The sequence below is a fragment of the Camelimonas sp. FR25 genome, assembly GCF_059740505.1.
On the sequence record NZ_JCAWFG010000037.1, the window covers coordinates 45,800 to 65,724 of the forward strand.

16 protein-coding genes are annotated in these 19,925 nt (G+C 65.9%); 11 read left to right on the forward strand and 5 right to left on the reverse strand.

From position 1 onward, the window contains the following. The first annotated feature begins 347 nt into the window (after positions 1 to 347). From AC6A67_RS05295 to AC6A67_RS05335, 9 genes are all read left to right on the forward strand, one after another. Positions 348 to 1,565, forward strand: a complete 1,218-nt coding sequence (locus tag AC6A67_RS05295) for an ABC transporter substrate-binding protein (protein ID WP_498035513.1) — start codon at positions 348 to 350, stop codon at positions 1,563 to 1,565. Positions 1,566 to 1,691: 126 nt separating this feature from the next. Next, the gene (locus AC6A67_RS05300) at positions 1,692 to 2,906 is read left to right on the forward strand and encodes an ABC transporter substrate-binding protein (RefSeq protein ID WP_498035514.1); all 1,215 of its coding nucleotides are present in this window, start codon (positions 1,692 to 1,694) and stop codon (positions 2,904 to 2,906) included. A gap of 1,103 nt (positions 2,907 to 4,009) precedes the next feature. Then, positions 4,010 to 5,242, forward strand: a complete 1,233-nt coding sequence (locus AC6A67_RS05305; protein WP_498035515.1) for an ABC transporter substrate-binding protein — start codon at positions 4,010 to 4,012, stop codon at positions 5,240 to 5,242. A 564-nt stretch (positions 5,243 to 5,806) separates the two neighbouring features. Then, the gene (locus AC6A67_RS05310; RefSeq protein WP_498035516.1) at positions 5,807 to 7,345 is read left to right on the forward strand and encodes an acyl-CoA synthetase; all 1,539 of its coding nucleotides are present in this window, start codon (positions 5,807 to 5,809) and stop codon (positions 7,343 to 7,345) included. Between the two features lie 64 nt (positions 7,346 to 7,409). Beyond that, positions 7,410 to 8,198, forward strand: coding sequence for an enoyl-CoA hydratase-related protein (locus AC6A67_RS05315; protein WP_498035517.1), 789 nt, complete (start codon positions 7,410 to 7,412; stop codon positions 8,196 to 8,198). Further along, the gene (locus tag AC6A67_RS05320; RefSeq protein ID WP_498035518.1) at positions 8,198 to 9,400 is read left to right on the forward strand and encodes an iron-containing alcohol dehydrogenase; all 1,203 of its coding nucleotides are present in this window, start codon (positions 8,198 to 8,200) and stop codon (positions 9,398 to 9,400) included. Before AC6A67_RS05315 ends, AC6A67_RS05320 begins: the two co-directional genes overlap by 1 nt. A gap of 75 nt (positions 9,401 to 9,475) precedes the next feature. Further along, complete coding sequence (locus AC6A67_RS05325) at positions 9,476 to 10,231, forward strand: SDR family NAD(P)-dependent oxidoreductase (RefSeq protein ID WP_498035519.1); 756 nt, start codon at positions 9,476 to 9,478, stop codon at positions 10,229 to 10,231. Between the two features lie 136 nt (positions 10,232 to 10,367). Then, entirely contained in the window at positions 10,368 to 11,225 is an 858-nt protein-coding gene (locus AC6A67_RS05330) for an MBL fold metallo-hydrolase (protein ID WP_498035520.1), read from the forward strand. A 70-nt stretch (positions 11,226 to 11,295) separates the two neighbouring features. Continuing rightward, positions 11,296 to 12,084, forward strand: coding sequence for a hypothetical protein (locus AC6A67_RS05335; protein ID WP_498035521.1), 789 nt, complete (start codon positions 11,296 to 11,298; stop codon positions 12,082 to 12,084). A 349-nt stretch (positions 12,085 to 12,433) separates the two neighbouring features. Here AC6A67_RS05335 and AC6A67_RS05340 read toward each other — a convergent pair whose 3' ends face one another. Next, a complete protein-coding gene (locus AC6A67_RS05340) occupies positions 12,434 to 13,150 on the reverse strand; it encodes an OmpW/AlkL family protein (RefSeq protein ID WP_498035522.1) in 717 nt (238 codons plus the stop codon). Between the two features lie 760 nt (positions 13,151 to 13,910). On the opposite strand from AC6A67_RS05340, the gene AC6A67_RS05345 reads away from it, so the two are divergent. Further along, positions 13,911 to 14,777 carry a helix-turn-helix domain-containing protein gene (locus tag AC6A67_RS05345; RefSeq protein ID WP_498035523.1) on the forward strand — a complete coding sequence of 289 codons (867 nt, stop codon included), beginning with the start codon at positions 13,911 to 13,913 and terminating at the stop codon, positions 14,775 to 14,777. 287 nt (positions 14,778 to 15,064) lie between these two features. Here the strand turns inward: AC6A67_RS05345 and AC6A67_RS05350 are convergent, their stop codons facing one another. The 3 genes from AC6A67_RS05350 to AC6A67_RS05360 all read right to left on the reverse strand — a co-directional run bounded on the left by AC6A67_RS05350 (position 15,065) and on the right by AC6A67_RS05360 (position 18,218). Then, positions 15,065 to 16,273, reverse strand: a complete 1,209-nt coding sequence (locus AC6A67_RS05350) for an ABC transporter substrate-binding protein (RefSeq protein WP_498035524.1) — start codon at positions 16,271 to 16,273, stop codon at positions 15,065 to 15,067. 410 nt (positions 16,274 to 16,683) lie between these two features. Next, the gene (locus AC6A67_RS05355) at positions 16,684 to 17,247 is read right to left on the reverse strand and encodes a hypothetical protein (RefSeq protein WP_498035525.1); all 564 of its coding nucleotides are present in this window, start codon (positions 17,245 to 17,247) and stop codon (positions 16,684 to 16,686) included. Further along, positions 17,238 to 18,218 (reverse strand): LysR substrate-binding domain-containing protein, encoded by a 981-nt coding sequence (locus tag AC6A67_RS05360; protein WP_498035526.1) that lies wholly within the window; start codon positions 18,216 to 18,218, stop codon positions 17,238 to 17,240. Before AC6A67_RS05360 ends, AC6A67_RS05355 begins: the two co-directional genes overlap by 10 nt. 200 nt (positions 18,219 to 18,418) lie before the next feature. Here AC6A67_RS05360 and ycaC point away from each other — a divergent pair, with 200 nt between their 5' ends. Beyond that, a complete protein-coding gene (gene ycaC, locus AC6A67_RS05365) occupies positions 18,419 to 19,045 on the forward strand; it encodes an isochorismate family cysteine hydrolase YcaC (RefSeq protein ID WP_498035527.1) in 627 nt (208 codons plus the stop codon). Between the two features lie 191 nt (positions 19,046 to 19,236). Here ycaC and AC6A67_RS05370 read toward each other — a convergent pair whose 3' ends face one another. Next, entirely contained in the window at positions 19,237 to 19,827 is a 591-nt protein-coding gene (locus tag AC6A67_RS05370; RefSeq protein ID WP_498035528.1) for a DinB family protein, read from the reverse strand. Positions 19,828 to 19,925 lie beyond the last annotated feature (98 nt).

Here is a 19,925-nt window from a genome sequence, read left to right on the forward strand (position 1 = left end):
GGCGGCGGCCGCTCCGCTGATATTTGCCGTTGCGGTAGCTGGCGCGACGTCGCGGCGAGGGCCTGCAGGCGCGGGTCGTGTCGGGCCTACGGCGGGCAAGGCAAGTACCCGCTAACGAATTGACCCGTGGAGGGTTTCTGCGCAAGCTGCCCGTGTCGACAGGCGACGTCGCACGTTAGCGGCGCGCGCCCATGCGTCTGGACGTCCCCGCCAATCCGCCGCCAGAGGCGCTGGCCGGGCGCTCCCTGGGCCATGGCGCCATGTCCGTCGACGTCCCGCCGGCCTCGGCGGGTTCGGCACGGCGACCCATAAACGCTGGCCGAAGGGTGGAAACGATGGAGGGGTAAATGATCCGCAGACGTAGTGTGCTGCTCGCGGGCCTCGCGAGCGTGGCGCTGGCCACCGGCGCGTTCGCCGCCGGCAAAAATTATGGCCCGGGCGTCACCGACACCGAGATCAAGCTCGGCCAGACCATGCCTTACAGCGGCCCGGCCTCGGCCTATGGCATCCAGGGCACGATCGAGTCGGCCTATTTCAAGCAGGTCAACGAGAAGGGCGGCGTCAACGGCCGCAAGATCAATCTCATCAGCCTCGACGACGGCTACAGCCCGCCCAAGACGGTGGAGCAGACCCGCAAGCTGGTGGAAGGCGACAATGTGCTGGCCATCTTTGGCACCATCGGCACGCCGACCAACACCGCCATTCATAAATATCTGAACTCCAAGAAGGTGCCGCAGGTGTTGATCTCCACCGGCGCCTCGAAGTGGAATGACCCGAAGAACTTCCCGTGGACCACGCCGTTCTTCCCGCTCTATGACGTCGAGGGCGCGGTGTATGGCCGTTACGTCGCCCAGCACACGCCGAACGCCAAGGTCGCCATCCTGTCGCAGAACGACGACGCCGGGCGCGACTATGTGCGCGGCTTCAAGGAAGGGCTCGGCGACAAGGCCAAGACCATGGTGGTGTCCGAGGCGACCTATGAGGTCACCGACGCCACCGTCGACAGCCAGATGGTCAAGCTGAAGAATTCGGGCGCCGATGTGTTCTTCCTGATGGCGACGCCAAAGTTTGGCGCCCAGGCCATCCGCAAGCGCCATGAGATGGGCTGGAAGGCCGACACTTATGTGGTGAGCGTCTCGGCCTCGATCGGTTCGGTGCTGAAGCCAGCTGGCTTTGAGGCCGCCCAGGGCCTGGTCACCGCCACCGCCATGAAGACGCCGGGCGATCCCAAGTGGAACGATAGCGCTGACATGAAAGCCTACGCCGCGTTCATGAAGAGCATCGGCATGGAGAACATGTTCACCGATGGCAGCGCCGCGCTGGGCTATCTGTCGGCGACGCTGATGCACCGGGTGTTGCAGAAGGCTGGCGATGATCTGAGCCGCGAGAATCTGATGAAGATTCTCACCAATCTCGACATGAAGGATCTGCCGATGCTGCTGCCGGGTGTGGCGATCACCACCACCCCGGAGAATTTCAGCCCGTTCAACACGCTGATGATGCAGCGGTTCAAGGGCGAGAGCTTCGAGCTGTTCGGCGAGCCGATCTCGGCCCAGAAGCACTGAGCGACACTATGAAGGCCGGGCATGCGCCCGGCCTTCGTCTTTTTGGGGCTGCCGGACATGTGCTCTGGCGTGGGGGCCCGAAGAGGCTGCGCCGTCCGATGGCGCAGCCGCCGCAAGGAGAAGCAGATGAAGCGTCTCGCCACAGTCGCCGCCGTAGCGCTGGGTCTCACCATCGCTGCCGGACACGCCCAGGCCACTGGCAAGAAATATGATCCAGGCGCATCGGACACCGAGATCAAGATCGGCCAGACCCTGCCGTGGAGCGGGCCAGCCTCCGCTTACAGCGTCGAAGGGCTGGTGCAGCGCGCCTTCTTCAAGCGTCTGAATGACAAGGGCGGCATCAATGGCCGCAAGGTCAATTACATCTCGCTCGATGATGGCTACAGCCCGCCGAAGACCGTGGAGCAGACGCGCAAGCTGGTGGAGAGCGACGGCGTGCTGGCGATGTTCGGCACGGTGGGAACGGCGACCAACACGGCGGTGCACAAATATCTGAATTCCAAAAAGGTGCCGCAGATCCTGATCGCCACCGGCGCCTCGAAGTGGAACGATCCGAAGACCTACCCCTGGACCATGGCGTTCTATCCGCTCTACGACATGGAGGGGCAGATCTACGGCAAGCACATCGTCGGGACCCGGCCCAACGCCAAAATCGCCATCCTGTCGCAGCACGACGACGCTGGCCGCGACTATGTGCGCGGCTTCAAGGAAGGGCTGGGCGACAAGGCGGCCTCCATGGTGGTGGCCGAGGCCAGCTATGAGGTGTCGGACGCCACCGTCGACAGCCAACTGGTCAAGCTCAAGGCCTCCGGCGCCGACGTGTTCTATCTGATGGCGACGCCGAAATTCGGCGCCCAGGCGATCAAGAAGGCGCATGAGCTGGCGTGGAAGCCGACGATCTACGTGGTCAGCGTCGCCTCATCCATCGGCGGCGTGCTGAAGCCGGCCGGGCTTGAGGCCTCCCAGGGCGTGATCACCGCCGCCACCTTCAAGACGGCGCTCGACCCGATGTGGGACAATGCGCCGGATATGAAGGAATACATGGCGTTCATGAAAGAGGAGGGGCTTGAGGGCCATGTCACCGACCGCTCGGCCAGCCTCGGCTATGTCTCGGCCAATCTGCTCAAGCGCGTGCTCGAGCGCTGCGGCGATGATCTGACCCGCGCCAATATCATGAAGCAGGTGAGCAGCCTCAACGACAGCGATCTGCCGATGCTGCTGCCTGGCGTCACCGTCAACACCACGCCCGACAACCTTAGCCCGTTCGGCGCCATGCGCCTGCAACGCTTCGAGGGCGAAAGCTGGGTGCTGTTCGGCGACGCCATCGCTGCGCGCCGGTGAGTGGTTGAGGGTGGCGCAGGGGCGAGGGGCATGGGCTGTCGCTCCAGAGGCCCAAGCCGCTGCCATGATCCCCATCCCACCGCCGTCATGCCCGTGCTCGTCACGGGCATCCACGTCTTCCGGCGCGCAACCCGCGCCGCCGCCAATTGTCGACGGGCAAGTTGCGTCGCTCGCCAGGCGTGGATGGTCGGGTCAAGCCCGACCATGACGTCAGCGAGGGGGCGAAGGGGGAGCCGTCGCCTCGCGCCGCCATGCTGCAGCCCACTGGCTGTAAACGCCCACCCCACCGCCGTCATGCCCGTGCTTGTCACGGGCATCCACGTCTTCCGGCGCGATCCGCGCCGCCGGCAATTGGCGATGGGCACGTTGCGTCGCTCGCCAGGCGTGGATGGTCGGGTCAAGCCCGACCATGACGTCAGCGAGGGGGCGAAGGGGGAGCCGTCGCCTCGCGCCGCCATGCTTCAGCCCACTGGCTGTAAACGCCCACCCCACCGCCGTCATGCCCGTGCTTGTCACGGGCATCCACGTCTTCCGTCGCGATCCGCTCCGCCGCCAATTGCCGATGGGCATGTTGCGTCGCCCGCCAGGCGTGGATGGTCGGGTCAAGCCCGACCATGACGGTGGCGGGGCGTCCGCAAGTAACGCACGCAAAGCACAGTGGCCTGTGCTCCTGCGCCGCCACCCCAGCGCGGCTTTCGCGCGTGGGCGCCGCAGCGCTGTCTCAATTGTTCGTCACCGCAGCCTGGTAATCATCGCCCAGTTTTTCTCCGTGTAGCTGCACGTATAGTTGAGCGTTGTCCTGGACGTTCGACCAATGTGCACGCCATATCTACTGCGCTAGGCTCGTATAATCATGCGCATCGTGGCTCTGGTCCGGGAAATACAGGCCTGTCACCTGCGATGGTTGGGCTACGTCGGCGCATTGCTGGCGCAGGAGGGCATGCGCCGGTGGCGCCTGGCCCATGCGCGCCTGGCCCGTACACGCCCGACCTGCCGATGCGGTCACCATCCGCGCCTGCGCAGGCGCGGCGGGCCGTCGCCAGGCGACGCAGCAAGAGTCGCCACGCGGCGCAGCAAGAACAGCGACTGAGGGAGAGAAGCTGATGACGGTTAACCGGCGAGAGTTTGCGTATCTTCTGGCGGCCCTGGCGGGGCCGGCGTCGCTCGGCCTGGGCCTGTCCCCGGCGCAGGCTGCGGGCGAGAAAAAATATGGCCCAGGCGCCAGCGACACCGAGATCAAGATCGGCCAGGCCATGCCCTATAGCGGCCCGGCGTCGGCCTATGGCGTGCAGGGAGTGGTGCAGGCCGCTTACTTCAAGAAGGTCAATGAGAAGGGCGGCATTCATGGCCGCAAGGTCAATCTGATCTCGCTCGATGACCATTACAGTCCGCCCAAGACCGTGGAGCAGACCCGCAAGCTGGTCGAGAGCGACAATGTGCTGTTCATCTACGGCAATGTCGGCACCGCGCCCAATACGGCGATCCAGAAATATCTTAACAACAAGAAAGTGCCGCAGATCCTGATTTCGACCGGCGCGTCGAAGTGGAATGATCTGAAAAACTATCCGTGGACCATGTCATTCTATCCCTCCTATGACATGGAGGCGCATATTCTGGCGCGCTACATCCTGCAGAACAAGCCGGACGCAAAGATCGCCGTGCTGTTCCAGAATGATGATTTTGGCCGGGATTATCTCAACGGCTTCAAGCACGGCCTGGGCGAGAAGGGCGTCAAGCAGATCGTCGCCGAGGCCAGCTATGAGATCGCCGATCCGACGATCGACTCGCAGATCGTCAAGCTGAAGTCCTCTGGCGCCGACGCCATGTTCACCATCACCACGCCGAAATTCGGCGCCCAGGCCATCCGCAAGGTCTATGAGCTGGACTGGAAGCCGCTGCACGTCATCGTCTCGGTGTCGGCGTCGATCGGCGGCGTATTGCGCCAGGCCGGGCTGGAGAAGGCCAAGGACCTGGTCACCGCCGTGTCCTACAAGACGCCCTATGACCCGCTGTGGAACGACTCGGCGGATATGAAGCAGTTCCTCGCCTTCATGGATGAGGTCGGGCTCAAGGAGCGCGTCACCGAGGGCAGCACGGTGATCGGCTATATCTCCGCCGTGTTGCTGCACCGGCTGCTGGAACGGGCCGGCAATGACCTGACGCGCGAAAACATCATGCGCATGGCCACCACCATCGATGAGCCGTCGCTGCCGATGCTGCTGCCAGGCGTGGCGGTGAAAACCACGCCCACCAATGTCGACGCCTTCCAGTCGCTGCGTCTGCAGAAATTCGACGGCAAGAGCTGGGTGCTAATGGACGATCTGTCGAAGCGCTAAGACGCTTTTCGGTCAAACGGCATGATTTGACCAATCGGAACGCGCTCTCAGCGTGGGAGAGGAGGCAAGCGCCGATCCGGTGGGATCGGGACTTGCTCCAATCACCAAACGACCAGCCTTATAGCCGCCATGGCCATGAGACAATGTTCCCATGGGCCATGGGCGCGATGTGACGCTTCGCTCGCCGACGTGCGACCCTGCGCGCCGGCCCCATGGCTGCAGCTGGCGCGCCTGTCGCGCCGTCCTAACCTGTCCGGCTGCCCTGTCCGGCCGCCTTGTCGTGCCTGCAGGAAGCGCCGCCGGGGCCGTCAGGTCCTCTGCGCCAGCCCCCGGCCACGCCAACCTCCGGGCCCAGTCCGCAGGCCCATGCAGGCTGCGCCCCGCCACCCGGCGGCGCGCCCAAGCCATGGCTTTCCCCAATCCCCACGCGCCTGCACACGATTGGCAGTTGATCTGCGCCGCCGATTGCCTTTCCATGTCAAACAAGCGTTAGGCCGGTTGCCGCCGCGCGGGTCACGACGGCCCGTGGCGAGCGAGACAAGGGCGCATCAGGGGAACCAGGGAATGGGCTGGATCATCAGCGGCGAACGCCGCATCGCCACCGAAGATTTGATGACGCGCGCGGCGCGCGCCGCCAGCGGCTTCCGGCAGCTGGGCGTGCAGCCAGGCGACACGGTGGCGGTTTATCTGCGCAATGATTTTGCGTTCTTCGAAGCCAGCTTCGCCGCCGGCATGGTCGGCGCCTATTCGGTGCCGGTCAACTGGCACTACACCGAGAGCGAGGCCCGCTATCTGTTCGAGAACAGCGAGGCCAAGGTCATCGTCATCCACGCCGATCTGTTGCCGGGGGTGAAGGGCGCCTTCCCCGAGGGCGTGCCGGTGTTCGTGGTCGAGACGCCGCCGGAAATCCTTTCCGCCTATGGCATCGCCCCGGAGCGCGCCGCCATCCCTGCGGGCGCGGTGATCTGGTCCGACTGGCTGCAGCAGTTCGAGCCGTTGGCCCAGCCGCTCGAGGCGCCAGGCTCGATGATTTACACCTCCGGCACCACCGGCAATCCCAAGGGCGTGCGTCGCGCCCAGCCGACCCCGGAGCAGGTGCAGACCACCCAGTTGGTGCTGTCGCGCGCCTTCGGCTTCTACGGCCTCACCGATCTGAACAGCGTCGTCACCATCGTCACCGGGCCGATGTATCACTCGGCGCCCAACGCCTATGGCTCGCTGCTGGCCAAGCTCGGCGCCAATGTCATCCTGCAGCCGCGCTATGACAGCGAGGAATTGCTGCAGCTGATCGAGAAGCACCGGATCACCCACATCCACATGGTGCCGATCATGTTCAACCGTCTGGTGCGCCTGCCGGATGAGGTGAAGCAGAAGTACGATCTGTCGTCGCTAAAGTTCATCGTTCACGCCGCCGCGCCGGTGTCGCCGCCGATCAAGCGGCAGATGATCGAATGGTGGGGGCCGGTGATCAACGAGTATTACGGCACCACCGAAACCGGCGCCGTCACCTTCACCACCAGCGAGGACTGGCTGAAATATCCAGGCACTGTCGGCAAGGCTTTCCCGGAATCGACGGTGAAAATCCTCGACGCCGACGGCAAGGAAGTCGCGCCGGGCGAGATCGGCGAAGTGGCGGCCCGCACCTTCGGCATCCCGGATTTCACCTATCAGCTCGATGACGCCAAGCGCGCCAGCTCGGAGAAGGATGGCCTCATCCTCCCCGGCGACGTCGGCTATTTCAACGAAGACGGCTACATGTTCCTGTGCGACCGCGCCAAGGACATGATCATCTCGGGCGGCGTCAACATCTATCCGGCTGAAATTGAATCGGCGCTGCATCGCATGCCTGGCGTGGCCGATTGCGCCGTGTTCGGCATCCCGGATGATGAATATGGCGAGGCGGTGATGGCGGTGGTGCAGCCTGGCCCCGGGCTGGAGCTGACCGAGGCGGAGGTGCGCGTCTGGCTGCGCAACGAGATCGCCGGCTACAAGGTGCCGAAGAAGGTCGATTTCCTCAGTGAATTGCCGCGCGAGGACAGCGGCAAGATCTTCAAGCGCAAGCTGCGCGAGCCCTATTGGGCTGGCGCCGGTCGCCAGATCTGAGCCCATACACGACGGCCGCCTCCCAAAGGGGCGGCCGCAATAATGAGAAAATGAGGATACGCCCGTGTCAGACGCCCATGCGCAAGCCGTTACGCTGGAAAAAATTGGCGGCCACATCGCCCTTGTCACCATCAACCGGCCAGAGGCGCGCAACGCCGTCAATGGCGACGTCGCCCAGGGGCTGGAGCGCGCGGTGCGCGAGACCGAGGCCGACGACGACATCTGGGCGGTGATCCTCACCGGCGCCGGCGATCAGGCCTTCTGCGCCGGGGCCGACCTCAAGGAAGTCTCCGCCGGGCGCCGCTCGGGCATCTCCACCGAGGCCGGCGGCTTCGGCGGCTTCGTGCACATGCCGCGCACCAAGGTGTGGATCGCCGCCGTCAACGGTTTCGCTTTGGCGGGCGGCCTTGAGATCATGCTGGCCTGCGACATGGCGGTGGCGTCCGACAAAGCGGCGTTTGGCCTGCCGGAGGTGCTGCGTGGTCTGGTGGCGCTGGCTGGCGGCATTTACCGGCTGCCGCGCGCCCTGCCGCGCAATATCGCGCTGGAGCTGATCGCCACCGGCGGCCGTCTCGACGCCCAGCGCGCCGGCGCCTATGGCCTCGTCAACCATGTGGTGCCGCACGCAGAGCTGCGCGACGCCGCCATCAGGCTGGCGACGACCATCTGCGCCAACGCCCCGGTGGCGGTGCGCGAGAGCCTGTCGGTGGCCCGCCGCGCCTATGATTATTCCGACGCCGAGCTGCGCAAGCTCAGCGAGGAGGCGGCGGAGCGCAATTCCCGCACCGCAGACTTCCGCGAGGGCCCGCTGGCCTTCGTCGAGAAGCGCGCGCCGCGCTGGCAGGGCAAGTGATGGGCGCGCTAGAGGTGGGCGCCGACGCGAAGGGCGTCGCCGCCAGCCCGATCCAGCCCGGCTCCTACCGTTTCCCCGTCGCCGATGGCGTGGTGTTCGGTAAACCCTGGCGCGAGGCGCTGGCGGCGGAGATTTCGCGCGGCGGCTTTCGCCGCGTCTTCGCGCTGGTCAGCGGCACGCTGGCGACCGCGCAGCAGCTCGAGGCCGGCCTGCGGGCCGCGCTGGGCGACGCCTTCCAGCAGATGCACGCCGGCATTGGCGCCCATTCGCCGCGCCAGGACGTGCTGGCGGCGACCCGCGCCGCCCGCGCCTGTGCGGCGGATGTCATCGTCGCCATTGGCGGCGGCTCGGTGATCGACGCCGCCAAGGTGATGCAGCTGGCGCTGGCGGCCGATGTGGACGACGTCGCTGGCTTCGACGCCATCGTCGGCGCCGGCAAGCCGGTGCATGGCGTCGATCTGCCTGTGCGGGTGATCGCGTTGCCCAGCACGCTGTCGGGCGCGGAATTCACCGCTTTCGCCGGCGTCACCGACACAAAGGCCAGGCGCAAGCAGATGTATCTGCACCGGCAGATGACGCCGCTGACGGTGATCCTCGACGCCGCCCTGACCTGTGACACGCCGCAGGAGCTGTGGCTGTCGACGGGCATACGCGCCGTCGATCATGCGGTGGAGGATCTGTGCTCGATCAACGCACAGCCGCTGGCTGACGCCGCCTCGACCAAAGCGCTCAGCCTGCTGGCCAGGGCGCTGCCGGCGACGAAGCGCGATCCGGCGGATCTTGCGGCGCGGCTGGATGCGATGGTCGGCGTCTGGCTGTCGATGGTCGGCACGCAAGGTGGGGTGGAGAAGGGCGTCAGCCACGCCATCGGCCACATCCTTGGCGGCACGTTCGGCGTGGCGCATGGCGTCACCTCCTGCATCACGCTACCGCATGTGCTGCGCTGGAACGCGCCGGTCAACGCCGCCATTCAGGCTGACATCGCTAGCGCCATGGGCCGGCCAGGGGTCGCGGCGGCTGATGTGGTGGCCGAGCTGATCCGCGGCCTCGATCTGCCGCACACCCTGGGCGCCGTCGGCATTGGCCGCGATCAGGGCCAGCTGCTGGCCGAGCTGACCATGACCGACCCCTGGACGCCGACCAATCCACGCAAGGTGCGTGGGCCCGAGGATGTGCTTGAGATTTTGCGCGACGCCTGGTGAGCCTCACCGGCGGCTCGCGCTGTGACGAGACAATAAGGGCCGCGCAAAAGATCGGCCAGATCAGGGAGAGACGACATGAAGCGCTTTGAGGGCAAGGTGGCGGTGATCACCGGCGCGGCGTCGGGCATTGGCCGCGCCACCGTGCAGATGTTTGCGGAGGAGGGCTGCCAGGTGCTGGCGGTCGACAGGCCGGAGTCGGCCATCGCCACCGCGCATGAGGGCCTCGGCAATGTGGTGACGCTGGCCAAAAGCGTCGCCGATGATGACGCGCCGGACGCCATGCTGAAAGCGGTGCTCGACAATTTCGGCGGCGTCGACATCCTGTTCAACAACGCCGGCGTCAGCGGCCGGGCCCTGGCGGAAGAGACCACCGACGAGGAGTGGCATCGTCAGTTCAGCGTCAATGTCACCGCCCAGTTCCGCGCCTCACGCACCTTCATTCCGGCGTTGCGTGAGCGCGCCCAGCAGAAGGGCCGGGCCCGCATCATCAACACCGCTTCGGTGATGGCCTTCGACACCGACATCGGCCTGACCTCTTACACCGCGTCCAAGCATGCGGTGGCGGGTCTGACCAAGACGCTGGCGCTGGAGCTGGGCAAGTTCCGCATCACCGCCAATTATCTGATGCCAGGCGCGATCCATACCGGCATGACCGGCGCCTCCTTCGCCAATCCGGAGATCGCCGCCATCTGGGCCAAAAAATCCGCTCTGCGCCGGCTCGGCCAGCCGGAGGACATGGCCCGCGCCGTGTTCCTGCTGGCCTCGGATGAAGCCGATTTCATCACCGGCCACGGCCTCGTCGCCGACGGCGGCCTGACGCTGCGCACCTGAGGTCATGGGGCGGGCAAAGGCGCAGGGCGGACGGGCGCAAGGCGGTTTGGCGTCATCGCGCCCGACCCTGCGCCCCGCCCGCGTCGCATTTCCAGAGCGGCGAGGCCCGCGTTGCATTCATCGAAAGGACGCCGCAATGGCTGAGTGGACAATTGGCGATATTTCCGTAACCCGCGTCGTTGAACTTGCGGCGACCGGCGGCAGCAAGTTCATCCTGCCCCAGGCCACGCCAGACGAGGTGGCGGGCATTGACTGGCTGCAGCCGCATTTCGCCGATGAACGCGGCCGGCTGAAGATCGCCGTGCAAACCTTTATCGTTGAGACGCCCGACGCCCGCATCCTCGTCGACACTGGCCTCGGCGCCCACAAGAAGGGCCGCAAGGTGCCGCACTGGAACGACCGCGACGAGCCCTTCCTCGACTGGCTGGCGGCCGCCGGCGCCCCGGCCGACAGCGTCGATCTGATCATCAACACCCATCTGCACGTCGACCATGTGGGGTGGAACACGGTGCTGGAAGGCGCGGACTGGGTCCCGACCTTCCGCAACGCCCGCTACACCATGGGCCGCGACGACTTCAATTACTGGCGCGACCAGCAGGACGACGCTGAGCACCGCGCGGTGTTCGATGATTCCGTCGCGCCGATCGCGGCGGCGGGCCTCGCGGATCTGGTCGATGACGGCCAGGAGATTGCGCCAGGCGTCTTCGCCGTCGCCACGCCGGGCCACAGCATCGGCCATATGAGCATCCTGTTGCGCTCCAAAGGTGAGGAGCTGCTGCTGGGCGGCGACGTGATGCACCACCCGTGCCAGATCGCCCATCCGGAATGGTCGTCCACCGCCGATTATGACCAGGACGCCTCGGCCGTCACCCGGCGCAAACTGTTCGAGCGCCTCGCCGACGCCGGCACGCCGATCCTCGGCGGCCATTTCACCGGCGCCGGGCGTGGCCGGGTCAGCCGTGACGGCGGCCGCTTCAGGCTGGATATCGTCTGACTAAAGCTGGGCAGGGCGGCGCGACTGGCGTCGCGGCTTTGGACGGTGTGGCCCGCAGAAGGAGAGGCTGATGTTGAGGCGGGGAGATAGGGCGGTGGGGGCGCAGCGTGGCGGCGCGGCTGCGGCGCTTGCGGTTGCGGTCACACTGGGCTGCGCGCTTGCGCCGGGCCACGCTTTGGCGGAGAGCTGTGACGCTCTGCCCGATCTACGGCTTGCTGACCCGCTCAATCTGGCGGTGGTGAAGCCCGACATCCGCCGCGCCCAGTTCTATCGCAGCGGGCCGTCCTGTCCCGGCTTCCGCAAGACCTGCCGTGAGACCGCTTATGTGGTGGCGGGCGACACGGTGATTGTCTCGGGGGCCACAGGCGATTTTGTCTGCGCCCATTATGTGGCGCCGCGTAAGCGCGGCGACGCCAGCCTGCCGGAAGTCGTCCGCTCCGGCTGGCTCAACGCCGCTGAGCTGACCATGGCGCCAGCCGCCGCCCCCTCCGGCGTGACGCCTCCCGATTTTTGGCCCGGCGTGTGGCGGCGCGTCGAGGCGCAGATCGTCATCAAGGCTGGCGCCGCGCCCGGCATGCTGGCGCTGCAGGCAGACGCAACTTTCGGCGCGCTCGATCCAGAGCGGGTGAAGCGGGGCGGGGTCAATATTGGCGAATTCGCCGGTGAGGCGCGCCCGACTGGCGCAGCGCTAGATTTCGCTGTCACCGAAGCAGGGCTGGTCGCCATCGCCCGCGGCGGCGACGACGATTGCAAGGTCTGGCTGCGCCGCGTCGGCCCGTGGCTGCTGGCCGATGACAACACTATGTGTGGCGGCGCCAATGTGTCGTTCCGCGGCCTGTACAGCCGCGATGGCGGCTGACGCCAGCAGCCGACGAGCCTGACGCAATGGCTGCGTCGCCCGCCCGGGCGGCGCCTGAGCGCCGCAGGTCGGATGCGCCAGCACGCTCGCGGCCCGGCGGCGCCGTCGAAACCACACGACCACCTGTAACCCAGATAAAAAGAGGCCAGATGTCGCCCCGACGACATCTGGCCCCGAGTTGACGTGGTTGCGGCGCGCCCACTCCGCAGGCGAAGCTGCGGCCCCAAAAGAGCGCCGGTCACGTCTGGCTTTCCAGGCAGCCCCCTGCCTGGTCGCCAATTAAAGGCGGAGGCAGCGCAAGCCGCGCTCCGCAGCATTCGGGTCGGGGCGCAGGGCGCCCCGGGCCGCGTCAGAAACGATAGGTGACGCCGGTGGAGATCAGCCACGGATCGAGGCGGACCTTGCCGTAGACGGCGCCGTTGTTCACCTTCACATCGGTCTCAAGAAAGATCTTCTTGACGTCAAAGTTGATGCCCCAATTGGCGTCGAGCATGTAGTCAAAGCCAGCCTGCAGCGCGACGCCGAAAGTGTCCTTGAGACGGAACGAGGCGAAGTCGCCGCGCGCCTGCTCGTCGAAGAACATGGTGTAGTTCACGCCCGCGCCGACATAAGGCTTGAACGCCCCAAGGCCGGTGAAATGATATTGCAGCGTCAGGGTCGGCGGCAGCAGCCACGCCTTGCCGATCGGCGCGCCAGCCAGGCTACGGGCGCCGTTCACCTTGTGCGGCGTGACGCCGAGGATCAGCTCAGCGGCCAAATTCGGCGTGAAGAAATAGGTGATGTCGAGTTCCGGCACCACGGCGTTTGACACATTGACATTGGCGCCAAACAGGTGGGCGCCGCCGCTGTACAGCGAGGCGTCATCCATCGGCCGCACCAGCAGGGCGCGGGCCCTGATCATCCACGGGCTCCACTGCGGCAGCACTGGCGCTGCGGCCACCGGGGCCATCTGGCGCTGCGGCAGATCGGCGGCGAGCGCCGGCGCGGCGAGCATGGCGCCAGCAAGCATGGTCCCGGCGAGCAGGACTTGGGACAGGCGGGCGTGGGCGAGGGACATCGTCATCATCAGCACTCAGCTGCGGCTGCACGCGGCCAGCACAACGCCGGATCGCTGCAAACGCGTCGTCTTTGGCGAGACCACACGGGCCTCATCCTCCGGATTGTCAGCCCCCTCCGGCATATGGCGCGTCACGGCGCCTGGCGTCGTCCCCATGTGGGCCAGCTGGCGTTCACCGCTGGCCTTGCCGTCACAAGACACCGGGGGCCGCGTCGCTGAATTGATCCAGATCAAGCGATAGCTTCGCGATCCGCGCCGGCGCTGGTTGAGCATGTCACTGTGGCGCCACAGACACACGTCACGCGTCGCGCCGCGCCGCGCCCTGTGGCGAAGCGACAGCTGTGGCGTGCGGACAAGGGGGCGGCGCGCGCGGCGCGACATGGCGCCGGCCGCTGTGGCAGGTCCAGCGGCAATGCTGTTCGCTGCAGCGGCGCGCGTTTCAGGCAATCGCGCGTCGTATTCGGCGCTGGCGTGGTTGAAGCGACGTTACCATGGCCAACTGCGCCAGGGTTTGCTGGCGTGACGCCGGGTAATACAGATGGCGTGATCGTCATCTGCGCCGGTTTGCGCAACTGGACGCCGGCAGCACCCGAGGGGCAGTCGCTGTAACAGGCGGGCCTCGCGCAACGCGCCGGCGGCGCGCCCTGGCCCAGATGCGCAAATGCACCTGTTATGACGGGTGCTTCTCTGATTTAATGATCATCTGTCGCCGGTTAAGCGCGTCTGTCGGGCGTTTGGCGGTCCTGTGGCCTGTTTGCGTGAAGTGTCCATGAGCCAGCGCGTCCGCCTTGTCGTCCGTCACGAACCGGAGCCCTGTTGTGGCTGCCCGGTGCGTAGCCAGGGCGTCTGCGATTGCCTGCATGAGGACGAACTGGCCTTGGCGGCCGATCTGTCGCGCCGCACGGTGTATCGCGCCGGCCAGACCCTGGCGGCGGAATCAGCGCGCGACGATGGGGCGGTGGACTGGCGGGCGCCGGCGGCGGATTGCGTCTACAATGTCCGCAGCGGCGTCGCCCGCATCTGCCGCACATTGGCGGATGGGCGGCGGCAAATTCTTGGTTTTGCGCTGCCCGGCGATTTCATCGGTCTCGCCAGCGCCTCCGCGCCAGCCTGCGCGGTGGAGGCGGTGACCGACATGGCCACCTGCGTCTTCTCCCAGCGTGGCTTCGACAGTTTCGCCGCCCGGCGCCCGCATGTCACACGGCGCCTGCAGCAGCTGGCGATCGACGAGCTGGAGGCGGCGCGTGAGCAGATGCTGCTGCTGGGGCGGCGCACCGCCGAGGAAAAACTCGCCTGCTTCCTGATCAACATGCAGGAGCGCTGGTCGGCGCTGGGCGCGCCAGCGCCCGATCATGCCGCCGTCGCTGATTGTTCAGGGCAGGCGGCAGTCGCCGCGGATGCCGCGCGGCTCGATGCGGCGGCGAGCGCCAGCGACCGGTTGCAGCTATCGGCGACGCAGGGGCTTGCGACGCCGTTACCAATGAGCCGGCGCGATATCGCTGATTATCTCGGCCTGACCATTGAAACCGTCAGCCGCACGCTGACCAGGCTGGCGCGCCAGCAGGTGCTGGCCATCACCCCAACGGGCGTGACCATTAACAATCTGGCCCGGTTGCGCCAGCTGGCGGCGCTGTAAACACCAGACCGCGTGAGCGCAGCTGCGGATCAGCTGTCTCATGCTTGGGGCGCAATCAACCACCCGCTCCAGCAATGGGCGGATCAGCGTTCCCAAGCCCTCAGCATACTTGCCCTCAGCACCCTTGCCTTCAGCGCGTTTGTCCGCAGCACACTTGTTGGCAGTACGCCTGGTCTCAGCACACTGTTCTCAGCACACTGGTCTCAACACACTTGGCCACCGGGCTCGCCAAAGGGCGAACACCGGCCGCGCAGCAGGTGAGGCGCTGGGCGCCTCACCCCAACAGGTCAGCGCGAAATCGGGCCGCCCTGCAGCTCCCACGCCTTGCCGTCATAGATGCCCATGATCATCGAGTTGAACGGCGAGTAATCGGCGGGGGTGATGCCATAGGTGATGCCAGGCAGCAGCGCCGGGGCAATCTGGCCGTCCAGATTGGTGGCGTGATGCAGCAGGTTTTCACGCGTCAGGTTATCGCCGCACTTCTCCAGGATCCGGGCCATCAGCACGCCCACGGAATAGCCGAGGAAGGCGATGTTGTTGTCCGGATCGACATTGGACAGGTGCTTGGCGCGAATGGCCTCGAACTCCTTGACCGCAGCGTCGTCCTGCCAGCGCTTCTCGCCGATGGCCTTCACATATTGCGCGCAGATCAGGCCCTTGGTGGCGTCTGGCCCCGCGGCGTTGATGATCGACGAGCCAGCCGAGGTGGAGATGATGATGTTCATCTTCACCTTCCAGTTCAGCTCGTGAACCTTCTTGATCGACTGCGAGGTGAACTTGCCCGACGAGCAATTGTAGAACACGTCGGCGCCCGACTGGGACAGCTTCAGCATCTGCGAATCGACGGTGGCGTCGGTGAGGTCATAGGTGGCCTCGGCGACGATCGTGCCGCGATTGCCCAGACCGTCCTTGAACGCCTTGAGGTAATCGCGACCATATTCGTCGTTCTGCGACAGCACGGCGATCTTGGCGTTGGGCAGGTTCTGGGCGACGTAATTCGCCAGGATCTTGCCCTCGATCGAGTACAGCGGCAGGCCTGGGGTGGTCCACTTGAACTGCTTCGGATCATTGAAACGCGGCGCGCCGGTGTTCAGCAGTAGCTGCGGAATGCCCTTGCTGTTCAGATATTTCTGAACGGCGACCTGCGGCGCCGTGCCGAGCGACCCGAAGAAGCCGAGCACTTCTTCCTGCTCCACCAGGCGGCGCGTCGCCTCCACGCACTTCGGCGCGCTATAGGCGTCGTCGAGCGAGATAAACTTGATCTTGCGGCCATTAATGCCGCCCTTGGCGTTCAGCTCTTCGAAATACGCCGCCTGGGCGCGGCCGACCACGCCATAAACCGAGCCGGCGCCGCTGTACGGAATCGTCTGGCCGAGGCGGATTTCCTTGTCGTTGGCGCCTGTGTCGTACTTCTTGCCCTGGGCGATTGCGGGGCGGGCGAGAGCCGCGCCGGCGATCAGGCCCGCGCCAGCCGTGAGAAATTGACGTCTGTCCAAACCAGTTCCCTCCAAAACGCCCTTTATCAGGCGATATAGGCCGAGGATGCTAAAGTGGGATTGTGACATTGGACAGGGCTGCAACAGCTGCGCACGTGAAAAAAATCACGTTTTTGCTATATACTTTCGTATAGGTGAGGTCGTTCCCAGCAGAAATGTGCGATTAAATCACGATATTCCAGTCATCGTTGCACAGAAAATTGGTGATGTCTGGCGGTGATCGTGTTGCTTGTCTTGTCGATGCTTACGCAACGGCACAGTGCGGGACTGGCGCGGCGCCGCCAGGGGGCAAAGATGTCGTCAAGGGCGTCGACAAGGGCGTCGTCAAGGGCGTCGTCAGGCGCGTCGTCCGCGTTGCCGCGCCTGTGGCGCCTTGCGACGCCTGCGCCCACGATCCACGCGCGAGAGGCTCAGCCGCCTGGCTGCGCTTCGCTGGCTGTTTTGATCGCGCCGAGCAGGCGACGTCTGATCAGGTCGCTGACCGGGCGGATGAGGGCCCAATAAGGCGCAAATTTGAGGCGGCTGGCGCGATCGGGGCAGAAGACGCGGGTTTCGGTGGTCAGCAGGGTCGTGCCATCAGCCATCGGGACGGCTGAAAAGCCGATGGCCAGCCGCGCGACTCCAGGGCTGGCGAAGGCCTCAAAGGCGGCGCTGTCGGCCACGGGGACCAGGCCGAAATCGGGACGCCAGAAGCGGCCGATCAGGCCATAGGCCAGTTCGCGATCCGGCATGTGACCGAGCAGCAAAAAATTGTCCAGGCCAAACACCGGTTGCGGCCAGGCTGAGCGGCCAGAGACGGCGTTGACCACCCGTATTGGCGCCTCTCGCAGGCGGATCAGGGCCCGGTACAGGGGATCTGCCTCAGGCCGGAAACGGGCCGCCGCAGCAATCACCGTCGCCGGGGCAGCCTGCACCTTGCAGCTATGGGTTTCCCGGAAGCTGTAGTGGGGCAGATAGGTGTTGATCAGTCGCATGTACGTTCCCCGACCTCTTGGGCTGACGCTGGGGCAACCAGGCCATGCCGCGCCTCCATGCCGGCGTCGCGGCGCTGGGCGGCGCATTGCTCCGCCAGGAAGTCCAGCAGCGCCCGGGCGGCCATCGACAACCCGCGCCGCGAAGAGAACACGGCGTGCACCACGCCGCTTTCCGGCCGCCACGAGGGGGGCAGCACTGGCACAAGATCGCCCGCCGCCAGATCACGCCAGATCATGAAGGCGGGCAATTGCACCACGCCAGCCCCGGCCAGAGCCGCTGCGCGCAGCGCCGCCATGTCGTCGGTGACAAAGCGTGGCCGGAAGCGCACCTGGGCGCTGTCGCCATTGTCATTGCGTAAAGTCCAGACATGGCCGCGATCGTCGCGCCGCAGGTCGAGCGCCGGCGCCGCCGACAGCGCCTCCGGGGCGCTGACGCTGACGCCCAGCGCCGGCGCCGCCACCAGGTGCTGGGGACTGTCGTCGAGCTTGCGCATCACCAGCCCAGAGGGCTGCAGCGGCGGAAAGCGCACACGGATCGCCACATCCAGGCCTTCGCCGATCACGTCGACGCGCCGGTTGGTGCTCTCGAGATCGAGGGTGACGGCGGGGTAACGCATCAGGAAGCGGGCGAACATCGGCGCCAACTGGCCATTGAGCAGCGCCACCGGGCAGGTCACCCGCAGCAGGCCGCGCGGCCCTTCCTGCGAAGCGCGGGCGATCTCTGCGGCGGCGTGCGCCTCGGCGAGCATCGCCTGACAGCGCTCAAACACCGCCTGACCGGGCGCCGTCACCGAGAACCGCCGCGATGACCGCTGCAACAATTGCACGCCCAGCCGCTGCTCCAGCGCCTGCACCCGGCGACTGAGCCTGGATTTGGGCGCGCCGCTGGCGCGGGCGGCGGCGGAGAAGCCGCCATGCTCCACCACGAGGGCGTACAGCCGCAGGTCGTTGAGGTCTCCAGGATCGGTCATTGTTCCATTGTTAGAACGCTGTGTCGCTGCCCGCAATCCTGACCCGCGGCCACTGGCGCGCTAGCTTCTCCGCATCCGCCTGGGAGCGCCCAGGCGCGCTGTCCCGAAAACCGACAGCGAAGCATAGGCTTGACTGTTTTCCCGCGCTGGATCCGCCTGCATGGCCCTTGCCACCTACGGCGACACCTAAGGAGATGCTAATGTCACGACCCTATATTCGCCTGAACCGTGATGACGCCGCCGTTCTGCTGGTGGATCACCAGACTGGCCTGCTGTCGCTGGTCCGCGACATTGATCCCGACAAGTTCAAGAACAATGTGCTGGCCCTCGCCGGGGCGGCGAAATATTTCAATCTGCCGACCATCCTGACCACCAGCTTCGAAGACGGCCCCAATGGCCCGCTCGTGCCCGAGCTGACCGAACTGTTCCCGGACGCGCCATTCATCGCCCGCCCGGGCCAGATCAATGCGTGGGACAATGAGGACTTTGTGGCGGCGGTGAAGGCCACCGGCAAGAAGCAGCTGATCATCGCCGGCGTGGTCACCGAGGTCTGCGTGGCGTTTCCGGCGTTGGCGGCGATCGAGGCGGGTTTTGAGGTGTTCGTCATCACCGATGCGTCCGGCACCTTCAACGAGCTGACGCGGCATTCGGCCTGGGATCGCATGTCGGCCGCCGGCGTGCAGCTGATGACCTGGTTCGGCGCCGCCTGCGAACTGCATCGCGACTGGCGCAACGACGTCGCCGGCCTCGGCGCCCTGTTCTCCGCCCACATCCCCGACTACCGCAACCTCATCACCAGCCACACCCGCCTGACCAGCGGCGCCTGACCCACCCGACCGCCACACCGCCCCACATCCTGCTCCGCCACCGGGGTCCCAAAGCCCCCGGTGGCGGCGCGCGCGCGTCAGTAGCTCATCGCAGGACCGTTCGCGCCGGGGTGGGGGCGCAAGCTCCGAAGGATGACAGTGGCAAGGCCGGCGATCGGCCGCAGTTCAGCATCGGGCGCGCCGCCAGCATGTCACTCACATTCGGCTACGGCCCAAACCTGCCAAAGGTCCGCTTCGTCAAGACCCAACTCTGCCATCTCTTCACGTCGCAACGCAGCGTCATCATGTGTGAGGAATTCATCCAGTTGAGGCGGTGCTACGGACGTGCCGCTGAGCATGGCGTGCGCCTGGCCCCTGTGGTGGATTTGATGCTGAAACAGGTGGAGGAGCAGGCGGTCTAACCGCTCCGACTGCACACGGTCATTTCGGTGGACGCTGATGGTCTTCATGAGGCTGGACGGCTCAAGGCATGTGACCAAGGCGCAGAGCGCCATGTCAGAGGCCATCTGGGCCGACTTGAGGTCCTGCGCTGTCTTGCATGGCTCTGGATCGAGCCACGCAGCGTACCCCAGCGAGCCCCCATTCATGGCGTCGATGTAGAACCTGTCGATGACGAGGATATGGTTGAGCGTCGCCCTCAAGCTGGGGAAGAACCCGATCCTGGGCGCGGTGAACTCGTCTTGACCGAGCTTCTCACATGCGTTGAGCAGGCGTCTGTTCGCCAACAAATTGTTGAATGCCAGGGCGCGATAGGGCGCTAGCTGGGCTGCATCCGCTGTCATCCGTCCCTCCCGATCGTCGCCGAGGGGCATGCGACCACAGGCGGGATGGCGGGGCAATGGGTGCAAAAGGCGCCTATGAGGAGATCAGGGCCACCCTT

Coding starts and splice junctions, on each gene's coding strand:
- AC6A67_RS05330 (WP_498035520.1), top strand. CDS start 10,368: ATGGCTGAGTGGACAATTGGCGATATTTCCGTAACCCGCGTCGTTGAA.
- AC6A67_RS05295 (WP_498035513.1), top strand. CDS start 348: ATGATCCGCAGACGTAGTGTGCTGCTCGCGGGCCTCGCGAGCGTGGCG.
- ycaC (WP_498035527.1), top strand. CDS start 18,419: ATGTCACGACCCTATATTCGCCTGAACCGTGATGACGCCGCCGTTCTG.
- AC6A67_RS05355 (WP_498035525.1), bottom strand. CDS start 17,247: ATGCGACTGATCAACACCTATCTGCCCCACTACAGCTTCCGGGAAACC.
- AC6A67_RS05345 (WP_498035523.1), top strand. CDS start 13,911: ATGAGCCAGCGCGTCCGCCTTGTCGTCCGTCACGAACCGGAGCCCTGT.
- AC6A67_RS05310 (WP_498035516.1), top strand. CDS start 5,807: ATGGGCTGGATCATCAGCGGCGAACGCCGCATCGCCACCGAAGATTTG.
- AC6A67_RS05320 (WP_498035518.1), top strand. CDS start 8,198: ATGGGCGCGCTAGAGGTGGGCGCCGACGCGAAGGGCGTCGCCGCCAGC.
- AC6A67_RS05300 (WP_498035514.1), top strand. CDS start 1,692: ATGAAGCGTCTCGCCACAGTCGCCGCCGTAGCGCTGGGTCTCACCATC.
- AC6A67_RS05370 (WP_498035528.1), bottom strand. CDS start 19,827: ATGACAGCGGATGCAGCCCAGCTAGCGCCCTATCGCGCCCTGGCATTC.
- AC6A67_RS05325 (WP_498035519.1), top strand. CDS start 9,476: ATGAAGCGCTTTGAGGGCAAGGTGGCGGTGATCACCGGCGCGGCGTCG.
- AC6A67_RS05340 (WP_498035522.1), bottom strand. CDS start 13,150: ATGATGACGATGTCCCTCGCCCACGCCCGCCTGTCCCAAGTCCTGCTC.
- AC6A67_RS05305 (WP_498035515.1), top strand. CDS start 4,010: ATGACGGTTAACCGGCGAGAGTTTGCGTATCTTCTGGCGGCCCTGGCG.
- AC6A67_RS05360 (WP_498035526.1), bottom strand. CDS start 18,218: ATGACCGATCCTGGAGACCTCAACGACCTGCGGCTGTACGCCCTCGTG.
- AC6A67_RS05335 (WP_498035521.1), top strand. CDS start 11,296: ATGTTGAGGCGGGGAGATAGGGCGGTGGGGGCGCAGCGTGGCGGCGCG.